Genomic DNA, 12,364 nt, shown 5'->3' with positions numbered 1-12,364 from the left:
CTGCTTCTCCTTTTGAATGCGCTTACACTATAGTTTCTGAAACATCAGTCAAATATACTTTGTACTTACTGTTTTTTGCTGCTAGAAAGGCTTGGCTGTAAAGTCAAGCCTTGATATAGGTAGTATATCAAGCAATTTGTCAAGAAAAAAAGGTAAAAAACACGCAAAAAATCCAGCAGCTCAGCCGGATCTGTGTTTATTTTAATTTTGATTTGAGGTACTGGCCTGTAAAGCTTTCTGTGATTTGTGCGACTTCTTCCGGAGTGCCTGTAGCAACGACAGTTCCGCCTCCGACACCGCCTTCCGGACCTAAATCTATAATGTGGTCAGCTGTCTTAATCACATCAAGATTGTGTTCGATGACAAGAACGGTATTGCCGTCGTCCACAAAACGCTCAAGAACCTTAAGGAGACGTTTAATATCGTCCGTGTGGAGACCTGTTGTCGGTTCGTCTAAGATATAGAGGCTCTTGCCCGTTGAGCGTTTATGGAGTTCCGAGGCCAGTTTCATACGCTGTGCTTCTCCTCCTGAAAGGGTCGTTGCAGGCTGTCCCAATGTGACATAACCCAGTCCGACGTCCTTAATCGTCTGCAGTTTGCGGGCAATTTTAGGAATGGGAGCAAAGAAATCAACAGCATCATTGACGGTCATATCGAGGATTTGGGCAATGTTTTTTTCCTTGTAGTGAACTTCCAAAGTCTCGCTGTTATAACGGGTCCCATGGCAGACTTCGCAGGGAACATAAACATCCGGCAAAAAATGCATCTCAATCTTGATGATACCGTCGCCGGAACAGGCCTCACAGCGGCCTCCCTTAACATTGAAAGAAAAGCGTCCCTTCTTGTAGCCGCGGATTTTAGCTTCATTTGTTTTAGCAAATAAATCCCGAATATCGTCAAAAACTCCGGTATAAGTAGCAGGATTGGAACGCGGAGTCCGGCCAATAGGACTTTGATCGATATCGATCAGACGTTCTAAGTGCTCAATCCCTGTTATTGAACGGTATTTACCGGGTTTAGCCGAGTTGCGGTTTAGTTTTTGGGCAACAGCTTTTTTGAGAATCCCGTTAACTAGGGTAGATTTGCCTGAACCGGACACACCGGTCACCGCGATAAATTTCCCCAGAGGAAAACGGACATCTAAATTTTGCAGATTGTTTTCGGCCGCTCCTTTAATCTCAAGGAAACGCCCATTGCCTGCACGCCGCTCTGAAGGAACGGCAATGGCCTGTTTGCCTGATAGGTACTGACCGGTAATGGAGGCCTTGCTTTTAGCTACTTGCTTGGGCGTCCCTGAAGCTACAATTTCACCGCCAAAATCACCTGCACCCGGACCAACATCAATAAGCCAATCCGCCTGCATCATGGTGTCTTCATCATGTTCAACCACAATCAGAGTATTGCCTAAGTCCCGCATTTTTTTCAAGCTTGAAAGCAGGCGGTCATTGTCGCGCTGGTGCAGGCCTATTGAAGGTTCGTCAAGGATATAGAGAACTCCGGATAAGTTGGAGCCGATTTGAGTGGCCAGACGAATCCGCTGGCTTTCACCGCCGGAAAGGGTCCCCGCAGAACGCGAAAGCGTCAGGTAGTTCAGGCCGACATTATGCAGAAAAGTCAAGCGATCCTTGATTTCCTTGGCAATCGGAGCAGCAATGGTTTTTTCTGTCTCCGACAGTTCAATGCGGTTCAGTAAATCCAAATGATCAGCGATAGATAGGTCAGAAACTTCACCAATATTCAAACCTTTCTCTCCACCGACCCGGACACAGAGAGCCTGTTCATTCAGCCGATAGCCGCCGCAAGTCACACAGGGCAGTTCGTTCATATAGCCGCGCATGACATTGCGGGTGAAATCACTGGCTGTTTCATGATAGCGCCGGTCAATATTACGAGCGACGCCTTCAAAAGGCAAATCAAGGTCACGCTCGCCGCCAAAGTCATTGATATAATGGAAATGAAACTCCCGGTCACCGGAACCGTAAAGGATGATGTTTTGATCATCCTCTGATAAATCGGCAAAAGGCGTATCCATATCGATACCAAAAGCAGTCATAGCCTGCTCTAACATAGCCGGATAATACTGAGAAGAGATGGGATTCCACGGAGCCAGAGCCCCCTCACGCAGCGTTTTGCTTTTGTCAGGGATAACTAAATCCAAGTCTACTTCCAGCCTGCTCCCCAACCCATCACAGGTCGGGCAGGAGCCAAAAGGAGCGTTGAAAGAGAAGAGTCTGGGTTCTAATTCCGGTACCGTGAAACCACAGACCGGGCAGGAGTAATGCTCTGAAAAAAGCAGCTCATTGCCGTCCATCGTATCAATGATAACATAGCCGTCGGCTAAACGCAGGGCAGCCTCGATGGAATCAAAGAGGCGACTTCGTATACCTTCTTTATTAACCAGTCGGTCAACGACAATCTCTATATTATGGAGTTTGCTTTTTGATAAGTCGGGAACTTCTGCAATATCAAAGATTTCTCCGTCAACACGGACACGAACATAGCCATCCTTTTGTATTCTGGCAAAAACAGTTTTATGCTGGCCTTTTTTTCGACGGACAACAGGGGCTAATATCTGCATCCGAGTCCGTTCCGGTAGCTGCAGAATCTGGTCTGTAATCTGTTCGACGGATGAAGCGGTAATCGCACCATGGCCGTTAATACAGTAAGGCACCCCTACACGCGCATAGAGCAGACGCAGATAATCATTAATCTCCGTTGCTGTTCCTACTGTCGAGCGAGGATTTTTACTGGTCGTTTTTTGGTCAATAGAAATAGCCGGACTGAGCCCGTCAATTGAGTCAACATCTGGTTTTTCCATATTCCCGAGGAACTGCCGGGCATAGGCCGACAGACTTTCAACATAGCGGCGCTGGCCTTCCGCATAAATAGTATCAAAGGCCAAACTTGATTTCCCTGAACCGGAAAGACCGGTCACAACCACCAGTTTATCACGCGGTATTTCAACATCAATGTTTTTTAAATTATGGGCTCTGGCCCCGTGTATCACCAATTTATCCTGCATAATTTCTGTATGCTTCTTTTTGAAAACATACCCTCCTATCTAACTGTCTGTATTATTATATCAAAAATTTATCGTAATCTCTTGCCCCAAAATTCAACAATTATAGTATAATAGAACAGTGTGCTTCAGTTGATGACAAGCAATACAGGGCTGGCTGTTACTATTTGATAAAACAGCAGGCTTTGCCTCCCTGTACGGCATCTTTTCTGCTTGGTTTAAACTGTCAGCACGGTATCTTATTTCGAAGGAGGGCTTGTCATGAAGCAAATGTTTCTTTCAACAGCATTGGAATTCAAAGAAATTGAAAGTTTCGAGCCGGGTGCTTGGATCAATCTGGTCAACCCCTCCCAGGAAGAGTCAAGTCAGCTGGCTGAACAGTTCCACATTGACATTTCTGATTTACGGGCTCCGCTTGACGTAGAAGAGACCTCCCGTATTTCTGTCGAAGATAACTATACCATTATTATTGTTGACGTCCCAACCTATGAGGAGCGCAATAATAAGAGCTACTATGTCACGATTCCTTTAGGTATCATTGTAACCAAAAACGCTGTTATTACGACCTGTTTGGAAGAACTGACACTCTTTGATCATTTTTACAACCGACGGGTGCGCAACTTCTATACTTTTATGAAGACCCGTTTTGTCTTTCAGCTCCTGTACCGCAACGCCGAACTCTATCTGGCAGCCCTGCGGACTATTGACAGGCAAAGCGATAAAATTGAGGCTCAGCTGGAAGGTGCGACTCGGAACGAACAGCTGATTGATATGATGGAGCTGGAGAAATCTATTGTTTATTTAAAGGCTTCGCTTAAATTTAACGAGCGTATCGTCAAAAAACTCTCCAGCAGTACCAGCAGCCTCAAAAAATATATCGAAGACGAAGATCTTCTGGAAGATACTTTGATTGAAACACAACAGGCGATTGAGATGGCAGGGATTTACGAAAATGTCTTAAATGCCATGACTGAAACCACCGCTTCAATTATCAATAATAACCAGAATACCATTATGAAAACGCTGGCCCTGATGACAATGGCGCTGGATATTCCTACAGTTATCTTTTCCGCCTACGGCATGAACTTTAAAAACAATTGGCTGCCTTTAAACGGTTTGGAACACGCATTTTGGTATATCGTTTTAATCGCTTCAATAATGAGCGCTATCGTTGTTGTCTATTTCATCAGAAAAAAATGGTTTTAACTCAGGCTAACTGAGAACTTGGCATTAACCAGCTATTCCAATCAAGAGCAAAACTTGATGGAACTGAACACGGCCTAAGAGCTGTGCAAAAAAGATAAAATTTCCTAGAGTCTTAGCGACTCTTCGTCAATTTTCCTATTTTTGCTGTGCTCTTTTTACGGCCTTTGTATCTTTTTAGAACTGAACACGGCCTAAGAGCTGTGCAAAAAAGATAAAATTTCCTAGAGTCTTAGCGACTCTTCGTCAATTTTCCTATTTTTGCTGTGCTCTTTTTACGGCCTTTGTATCTTAATTTAAGGAGAAATCATGGAGCAAGAAATACTATCACAATTGACCAGAAAAAATCAAGAATTTATCCGCATTGCTATGCGTCAGCTTACGGAAGATGGCAAAACAGAAACTGAGACTCAAGCCATTCTTAAAGACATTCTGCCGGAAATACTGGAAAATCAGAAAAAAGGAATCCCCGCCCGCTCCTTCCTCGGTTCGCCGACAGCCTGGGCTTCTGCCTTTTCCCCTGAAAAAAGGAGCTCCGGCAGCACTGCAGCAGACCAGCAAGAAAAAAATACCAATCCATGGCTGATGTGGCTGGATACGTCCCTGCTTTTTCTGGGAATCGTGGCACTGCTTAATGGTATCCTTATGCTCTTCAACAGCAATACGGCAGCTACGGGCCTCTTTACACTGATAACACTGGGATTTGGAGCCGGCGCTGTTATGTACGCTACTTACCACTTTCTTTACCGGCATATGGGCAAAGAAAAGAGCCAGCGTCCAGGACGGCTCAAAACCTTCTTTATCTTGGGCGCTGCTATGCTGGCCTTTGTGCTTATTTATTCTGCCACCGCCCTCCTGCCGACCAGTCTCAACCCGCAGCTCCCTTGGTATGCTTTAGTTGTTCTTGGCGGCGGATCACTTGCTGTACGCTTCTATCTTAAACGAAAATATAATATTTTAAACGCCTTGACCGCCCAGCAAGGACGGCCTTAACTCTCAAAAAAGAGAGACAGGAAGCAGGAAACGCTTTTCAGCGAAAATTTCACATTCCTGCTGCAAACTGGGGCCGGGCATTATGATAAGTGAGATTAAAATCAGGATACCGCCGAAATCCGATTTTAATCCCACTCTTTTTTTAATAAAAAAAACAGCTTATAAGCAGTTTGCTTATAAGCTGTTTAGTCACTATCAAACAAGATGATTAGTCTTCATTAACAAAAGGCATTAAAGCCATAACACGCGCACGTTTGATAGCTGTAGTTACTTTACGCTGATTCTTAGCTGATGTGCCTGTTACGCGGCGCGGAAGAATTTTACCGCGCTCTGAAACAAAGCGGCTGAGTAATTCAGTATCTTTATAATCAACGTATTCAATTTTGTTAGCTGCGATGTAATCAACTTTTTTACGGCGTTTAAAACCGCCGCGGCGTTGTTGAGCCATATCATTTCTCCTTAAATTAAGATACAAAGGCCGTAAAAAGAGCACAGCAAAAATAGGAAAATTGACGAAGAGTCGCTAAGACTCTAGGAAATTTTATCTTTTTTGCACAGCTCTTAGGCCGTGTTCAGTTCCAAAAAGATACAAAGGCCGTTAAAAGAACAAAGCAAAAATGACGGTAAGCCAGAAATCTATGATTTCGTCTGCGCACCTCTGCCAAGACGACTAGAAGGGTACGGTCGACTGTTAAGGCGACAAAACTTTCAGTCGTTTACGGCTGACGGTAAGCCAGAAATCTATGATTTCGTCTGCGCACCTCTGCCAGAACGACTAGAAAGGTGCGGTCGACTGTTAAGGCGACAAAACTTTCAGTCGTTTACGGCTGACGGTAAGCCAGAAATTTTCGATTTCGTCTGCGCACCTCTGCCAAGACGACTAGAAGGGTGCGGCAGGCTGTAAAGACTGCAAAGCCTTCAGACGTCTACGGCTAGACAATGATTAAAAATCAGAATTCAGCTTGTCTATTCTTTTTTGCACTGTTCTTAGCCCGTGTTCAATTCAATCAAGATACAAAGCCCGTTTAAAACGCAAAGTAAAAAAGGAAACTAACCGATGAGGCACTGAAGACTCTAAGGAAGACTATACTCACAAGAGCGGCCACATTCGTAGGTCAGCTTACGCTTTCTACGACTGCGTCTCTTTTTTACACAGCGCTTGGGCCTATTTTTTTGATATTAAAATTAGAGAACAAACAGAAAACCTAAGGCACTAAAGCAGTCAGGTGCTCTCAGGCAGCAGTACTGCTTATCTGCTTCTCTTTAGAATGGCAGGTCATCATCAGAGATATCCAAGGGGTTTGAATTTCCAAAAGGACTCTCGTCTCTGCCAAAATTAGGGGTTTGATTCTGTGAAGGCTGCTGAGCAGTGCCTTGTGGTGAACCGCCAAAAGACTGGTTCCCGCCTGAAGGCTGATAATTACCTGCATTAGCGCCTTCACGCGCAGCACGGCTTTCCAATATTTGAAAGTTATCAGCAACAACTTCCGTCACATAAACACGCTGACCCTGCTGATTTTCATAATTACGGGTCTGAATCCGGCCTGTAATTCCAAGCAAAGTCCCCTTTTTAGCCCAATTAGCTAAATTTTCTGCGGCCTGCCGCCAAATGACAATGTTAATAAAATCAGCTTCGCGCTCTCCGGCCTGATTTTTAAAATTGCGATTGACTGCCAAAGTAAAAGTCGCCACAGCCTGATTGCTTGGGGTATAGCGCAATTCTGCGTCACGGGTCATACGGCCCACAAGTACAACATTATTAATCATAAGTTACCTTCTTCTTAAGCGTCTAATTTAACGACCATATGGCGAAGAATGTCATCATTAATTTTAGCCAGACGGTCAAACTCATTAAGAGCAGCGGCGTCATTCGCTTCAAGATTAACGATATGGTAAAGCCCTTCATGAAAATCTTGGATTTCATATGCCAGGCGGCGTTTTTCCCAATCTTTTGATTCAGCAACAACAGCACCGTTGTCTGTTAAGATGGCATCAAAACGTGCTACCAAAGCATTTTTAGCTTCTTCTTCAATGTTTGGACGAATAATATAAAGAATTTCGTATTTAGCCATTGATTTGTTCCTCCTTTTGGACTAGTGACTCACGGTTCTCCCGCGAGTAAGTGAGGGATACTCACGAAACATTATTATACAGGAATTTTAGTCTAAATGCAAGTGAAATTCAAACGATTTTGACATGGCCTGCTCCCTTTTTTAACAAAAAAGAAGCAATATGGCAAAGCCTGTTGCTTGTAAGCTTCTGTTTTTCTGCTATACTAATGCTATCAAGAAAGAGGTAGCCTATGATTGATAAAAATATGAAACTGCTGCGAAAAAAGCAAAACCTGTCTCAAGAACGTCTGGCAGAAAAAATCGGTGTTTCAAGACAGACAGTAGCCAAATGGGAAGCAGGAAGCAGCCTGCCTGATGTCCTCTCCTGCGCCAAATTGGCAGAATGCTTCGATGTCAGTATGGAAGATTTGCTGCATTTGGATCCTGCGCTTTTATCCCTGCCTCAGCAAGAGGGGAAGTATATTTTTGGCAGCGTGACCGTCCAGAAGGATGGTTCTGTCTCCTTGCCGGCAAGAGCCAGAAAACAGTTTGCCATTAAGCCAGGCGACGACTTACTCCTAATTGGAGATACTGACAGAGGTTTAGCCTTAGTCAGTGTTGATTTCTTTTTAGAAGGCTATCAGTCCCTCAAGGCTAAAAACAATAAATAAAGTAAAACAGTTGGGCTGCCGTCTAAAAAGGAGCTAAAAATGAAAAGGAAAAGAATGCTTACTATCATTAGTTGTTTTTTAATCACTGCCGGAATTGGGTTAGCTTTTTACGCCTACCGCAACATGACCTATGAGCAAAAGACAGCCAAACAGATTAAGGAAGCTCAGTTTAAGGAAAAGCAAGTCCATTTACCGGATGGTTCCATCCTCAACTACGGGGAAGGTCCTGATAAAGGGGAGCCTTTGGTTTTACTGCACGGTCAGCAGGTGTCCTGGGAAGATTATGCCAAAGTACTGGGAGAACTCTCGCAGCGCTATCATATCTATGCAGTTGACTACTACGGACACGGCGGCTCCAGCAAAGATCCGGCAAAATACTCGGCAGTAGCTATTGGCCAGGATATCGCTTGGTTTATTGATACTGTTATTCAAGAGTCTGTGCTGATTTCCGGACATTCTTCCGGCGGTCTGATTGCCGCTTGGGTAGCGGCTAATGAGCCGGGTGCGGTTAAAGGGCTGCTGATCGAAGACGCCCCCTTCTTTTCAACCGAAAAAGGGCGGGCAGAGTCAACTTTTGCCTGGCTGGGCTTCAAAGATATGGCGGACTTTCTAGCAAGCAAAGAGGAGAACTTTACACGCTATTCATTGGAGCATTCTTATATGGCAGAATTGTTTGGCGGGCAAGAAATCTTCGATAAACTTGTCAAAAATCCAGCTCTCCGCTATATGAAGAAACATCCTCAGACCATCCCAAAAATATGGTATTACCCTCCTGAACTGAAAATCAACGAAATCTACACTTTAACTGCTAACTTACAGGACGGGACAGGCGAGTATGATCTGCAGTTCGGACTTACTTTTTATGATTTTTCCTGGTTTAATGGCTTCGATCAGGAAGAGACGCTTAAAAACATTCAGTGTCCCTCTGTTTTGCTGCATGCTGCAAAACCTACCAATATGGAAGATTATTATGATGATAACGGTATCCTTCTCAGTGCCATGGACGATGAGGATGCTAAGCGCGTTGATAGCTTACTGAGGCAGAATACCTTTATCAACCATATCAAAAGCGGCCACGATATTCATGCTGATAAACCTGAGGTTTTTATTAAAGCTGTCGATCAACTGGCCGCACTGACAGCTGATTAAAGCTACTGGAAAACCGATTTAAAAGGTAAAAAAGGCGAAAAAGACAGTGACAAATCGCCGCCTTTAAACCTCATAAACGCTCAAAGGCCTTTATTTAGGCTGGTCAGCCGCCTTAAACTAAAAAAGCCAGCTCTATAATTTCTGTAGTGGGATAACCCTACTGCAGAGATTATAGGGCCTTTTTGGGTGTAGAAAAATCTCATATGACCTATAATGAAAAAAGGGCAAAAAAGTCCTTGTAAACCCATGATAATTCTTTAAACCGTCCAACTCACCAAAAGGTGCTTCCATCCCCTTTAATTCTAGACATAGCAAAGCCTGCCATAGTTTAAAAAACATGCTAAAATTCAGTCCACTCACTGTCGCACTTCAAAGATAAAATTTTTTCAAATCACTTCTAGTCTGGTCCACAGTCTAATGACTCAAGTGCTTCTAATTGACCTGCTTCTGCGATTGACAGCGATTCCTGAACAACGGTAGGTTTGACGACATTCAGCATAAAGTTCAAAGCTCTCAGCTGTCTTTATCCAAACTTGGCATGTACGCCTTCTTTTCGAGAATGTGTAATTCCTGCCTAAATCGGTAATTGGAACTAGTGGTCATTAAGCTAGCATCAGGATATTTCCCTAGAATCTCCCTAACATTTGCTAAACCAATCCCTCTTTCTTCACCTTTACTGGATTCGCCGTAATTAAATATTGATTTAGTATCAGTTTTATCAAATTGTGTTGCATTGTCTACAATAAGAATCGTCTGATTTGCCTCTTTAAAGTAAGCAAACAAAAAGCTTGGTTCCTCTGCTTTTAAAGAAGCTTCAATAGCATTATCCAGCAGAATTGAAAGGATAGTAATAACATCCAATAATTCCATATTAGGTACTCCAATCGGCTCAATGATCTCAATTGTCACATCAATGCCAGCATGCTGAGCCTGACTCAGTTTTGCAAATAAAATACTTTTTAATGCTTCATCCTTAATATTCGCCAAATTAGCCATATCGTATTTGGCATCATAAAATTTTTTATCTGAATCCTCTAAAATAGATTTATAAATTTGCTTAATCATGGGTAGATCCTCATTATTTATAGACTGAGAAAGACTGACCAAAATATTAGTATAATCGTGTCTAAAGCTACGGATTTCCCGATAAAGAGATTCTACATGTTTACTATATTCTGACAGAGATTTCAATTGTCGTTCTTTTGAACGGCGCAACTCCTTGTCCAGCTGATCCTTCACCCTAAAATTAACATAAATAATGGCTGCAATAAAGAATAAAAGGTAAAAGCGAGTTACATCAATGCTGAACTTATAATTGGGAACTTCAAGCGAGAATTGAGATTGATTATTCCAAACCATCAAAGGATTAATGACCACACAATATACCAGAAGAAAGGTATTAATGACATAAACAGTAACCTGATACATCTTGCCGTTAAAAATGATATCAATATTCTCAAAATCAACCTGCATGATCCGAATAAATAAGAAGTAAACAGGTAAAAATACGAGAAGGGAGAATAAGCTAAAGATGAAATCATCGCTAGAGGTATTCACATTGAAAACGAACAAGTGTTTTACCATAAAAATCCCTGTGATTCGCTGAAATAAATCCACCAACACAATCGGGACTAAGCCATAAAAGAGATACTGAGAAGGTTTCCACCTTGGCCGTAAAATAAAGATAAGTATAAAGACAAGATAAAATGATTCAATGAATGGCCCCAGTCCTTGTGAAATCCAAGTTAAAACAAGGATACCTGTCAGAATAATCAGGATCTTTTTTAGTCCTATTTTCAGACCGCTTATTTTACTGAATACAAATAATTTAATCAGCCAATCGACCAGAATGATTAACCCACTATATATACTACCCGCCACTATTTATTTCTCCATTCTTTCAATCAGCCCTTTTAGTTTCAACTTGGAGACAAAACAAGACTCATCACCCTCAAAATAAACCAAATGATTAGATCGGTCAATGCGGACAATATTTTCAGGATTAACTACATAAGCACGGTGACTTTGGTATAGTCGCTCATCCGATTTAGCGATTTCTGATACTTTCCCATAAAATTCTAATTGTCCTGTCTTTGTGTACAGAATAACCTTATGAACAGTTGTTGAGGTTTCAAAAAAAAGGACATCTGAAAAAGGAACCTGAACATGTGAATGCTTATTCTTAAAGATAAAGGCATCTTCTCCAACAGTGCGCCCCATATTCTCATAAGCATGAGCCAATACTGAAACGATAGCTTCTTGAAATTCTTCTTCAGGCAGTCCCTTATCAATGAAATCCAGTGCTGAAACACGGTATTTATAGGTTACAGGCATAAATTCTGAATGGGTTGACACAAAAACAATAACTGCATTAGGATCCTTTAAACGAATTTCACGAGCAATCTCCATTCCTTTTTGATTTTCCCCTTTGATTTCAATATCAAGAAAAAATAACTGATGATTCCCTTGCTCAGTAATAGCATCTAACAGTTGTTGGGGTTTCCCATATATTTCTAAATGTCTGTACTTTAAATTTTTTGAAGCAGCACTTTGCTTAATGATATTTTCTAAGCGAGTTTGTTGTAAATAGTCATCCTCTAATATAAATATATTTAACATAATACCTCTCTCCAAAAGCAATACACATTAATTTTTAGACTTTAACACCATTTGTGACAAAAAAAAGCCTATTTATTATATTTGCAACCCTAGCCCTTTGATTATTTTATAATATTATTAAAAACGGAAAGGAAGCATAGTGATTTATCTCATTCAGCCCTTATTTTACAAGACAGACTTAGAAATCATTACCCAAGATTATTTAAAACAAAAATATCCAAGTCATCGCTTAGTAATTTCCCACCATATAGATTTTCCTTTACTTAGTAAAGTTAATTTATTCTTCATCATCGATGACTCTACACTAAAAGATTGGGATGGCATTCAACAATCAAAATATATCCGTTTTAGTTCTAACAGCTACTCAAATCAGATTATTTTAGTCGCTGATCAGCTCAATTATACGATGATTTTCAGAACCCACATAAGCTTTCTGGGGGTCATAAGCAGCAAAGAACTCGATAAAAATGAAATATGCCAATACATTGATGATTACATGTCTTATCAATCTAACATCTTCTGAAAAAAAATAAGATTAGGCCTCTTTTATATGGCCCAATTACTTTTTTATCATATCACAACATAATAAAGTCTTCAATGTTAAAGAAGTGCTTTAGACATCAAATACATAAACAAAAAATAATTTTGTAATCTTCTTG

Annotated in this window: 11 protein-coding genes; 5 read left to right on the top strand and 6 right to left on the bottom strand. The window is 41.7% G+C overall.

The features are described from left to right. Positions 1-196: 196 nt before the first annotated feature. Positions 197-3,022 carry an excinuclease ABC subunit UvrA gene (uvrA, locus tag AB3329_RS00735; RefSeq protein WP_368393816.1) on the bottom strand — a complete coding sequence of 942 codons (2,826 nt, stop codon included), beginning with the start codon at positions 3,020-3,022 and terminating at the stop codon, positions 197-199. A gap of 258 nt (positions 3,023-3,280) precedes the next feature. Between uvrA and AB3329_RS00730 the strand changes: the two genes are divergently transcribed. Next, complete coding sequence (locus tag AB3329_RS00730; RefSeq protein ID WP_067060088.1) at positions 3,281-4,225, top strand: magnesium transporter CorA family protein; 945 nt, start codon at positions 3,281-3,283, stop codon at positions 4,223-4,225. A gap of 306 nt (positions 4,226-4,531) precedes the next feature. Further along, the gene (locus tag AB3329_RS00725) at positions 4,532-5,215 is read left to right on the top strand and encodes a DUF1129 domain-containing protein (protein WP_368393815.1); all 684 of its coding nucleotides are present in this window, start codon (positions 4,532-4,534) and stop codon (positions 5,213-5,215) included. Positions 5,216-5,423: 208 nt separating this feature from the next. Here AB3329_RS00725 and rpsR read toward each other — a convergent pair whose 3' ends face one another. The 3 genes from rpsR to rpsF form a co-directional block, all read right to left on the bottom strand. Further along, the gene (gene rpsR / locus AB3329_RS00720) at positions 5,424-5,663 is read right to left on the bottom strand and encodes a 30S ribosomal protein S18 (protein ID WP_000068664.1); all 240 of its coding nucleotides are present in this window, start codon (positions 5,661-5,663) and stop codon (positions 5,424-5,426) included. Between the two features lie 815 nt (positions 5,664-6,478). Continuing rightward, positions 6,479-6,982: a single-stranded DNA-binding protein gene (locus tag AB3329_RS00715; protein WP_368393814.1), complete on the bottom strand. Its 504-nt coding sequence runs from the start codon at positions 6,980-6,982 to the stop codon at positions 6,479-6,481. 14 nt (positions 6,983-6,996) lie between these two features. Further along, positions 6,997-7,287, bottom strand: a complete 291-nt coding sequence (gene rpsF / locus AB3329_RS00710; RefSeq protein ID WP_368393813.1) for a 30S ribosomal protein S6 — start codon at positions 7,285-7,287, stop codon at positions 6,997-6,999. A 230-nt stretch (positions 7,288-7,517) separates the two neighbouring features. On the opposite strand from rpsF, the gene AB3329_RS00705 reads away from it, so the two are divergent. Both AB3329_RS00705 and AB3329_RS00700 read left to right on the top strand, forming a co-directional pair. Then, positions 7,518-7,937: a helix-turn-helix domain-containing protein gene (locus AB3329_RS00705; RefSeq protein ID WP_368393812.1), complete on the top strand. Its 420-nt coding sequence runs from the start codon at positions 7,518-7,520 to the stop codon at positions 7,935-7,937. A gap of 39 nt (positions 7,938-7,976) precedes the next feature. Next, positions 7,977-9,086: an alpha/beta hydrolase gene (locus tag AB3329_RS00700; protein WP_368393811.1), complete on the top strand. Its 1,110-nt coding sequence runs from the start codon at positions 7,977-7,979 to the stop codon at positions 9,084-9,086. 513 nt (positions 9,087-9,599) lie between these two features. Here AB3329_RS00700 and AB3329_RS00695 read toward each other — a convergent pair. Both AB3329_RS00695 and AB3329_RS00690 read right to left on the bottom strand, forming a co-directional pair. Next, positions 9,600-10,967 (bottom strand): sensor histidine kinase, encoded by a 1,368-nt coding sequence (locus AB3329_RS00695; protein WP_368393810.1) that lies wholly within the window; start codon positions 10,965-10,967, stop codon positions 9,600-9,602. A 3-nt stretch (positions 10,968-10,970) separates the two neighbouring features. Then, positions 10,971-11,705 carry a response regulator transcription factor gene (locus AB3329_RS00690; RefSeq protein WP_368393809.1) on the bottom strand — a complete coding sequence of 245 codons (735 nt, stop codon included), beginning with the start codon at positions 11,703-11,705 and terminating at the stop codon, positions 10,971-10,973. A gap of 139 nt (positions 11,706-11,844) precedes the next feature. On the opposite strand from AB3329_RS00690, the gene AB3329_RS00685 reads away from it, so the two are divergent. Next, positions 11,845-12,228, top strand: coding sequence for a hypothetical protein (locus AB3329_RS00685; protein ID WP_368393808.1), 384 nt, complete (start codon positions 11,845-11,847; stop codon positions 12,226-12,228). Positions 12,229-12,364 lie beyond the last annotated feature (136 nt).

The organism is Streptococcus huangxiaojuni, from assembly GCF_040930515.1.
GTDB lineage: Bacteria > Bacillota > Bacilli > Lactobacillales > Streptococcaceae > Streptococcus > Streptococcus huangxiaojuni.
This window is presented reverse-complemented; position numbering and strand designations above follow the sequence as displayed.

Excerpts from the sequence above, each read along its gene's own strand:
- uvrA (WP_368393816.1), bottom strand. The coding sequence starts at position 3,022 with ATGCAGGATAAATTGGTGATACACGGGGCCAGAGCCCATAATTTAAAA.
- AB3329_RS00730 (WP_067060088.1), top strand. The coding sequence starts at position 3,281 with ATGAAGCAAATGTTTCTTTCAACAGCATTGGAATTCAAAGAAATTGAA.
- AB3329_RS00725 (WP_368393815.1), top strand. The coding sequence starts at position 4,532 with ATGGAGCAAGAAATACTATCACAATTGACCAGAAAAAATCAAGAATTT.
- rpsR (WP_000068664.1), bottom strand. The coding sequence starts at position 5,663 with ATGGCTCAACAACGCCGCGGCGGTTTTAAACGCCGTAAAAAAGTTGAT.
- AB3329_RS00715 (WP_368393814.1), bottom strand. The coding sequence starts at position 6,982 with ATGATTAATAATGTTGTACTTGTGGGCCGTATGACCCGTGACGCAGAA.
- rpsF (WP_368393813.1), bottom strand. The coding sequence starts at position 7,287 with ATGGCTAAATACGAAATTCTTTATATTATTCGTCCAAACATTGAAGAA.
- AB3329_RS00705 (WP_368393812.1), top strand. The coding sequence starts at position 7,518 with ATGATTGATAAAAATATGAAACTGCTGCGAAAAAAGCAAAACCTGTCT.
- AB3329_RS00700 (WP_368393811.1), top strand. The coding sequence starts at position 7,977 with ATGAAAAGGAAAAGAATGCTTACTATCATTAGTTGTTTTTTAATCACT.
- AB3329_RS00690 (WP_368393809.1), bottom strand. The coding sequence starts at position 11,705 with ATGTTAAATATATTTATATTAGAGGATGACTATTTACAACAAACTCGC.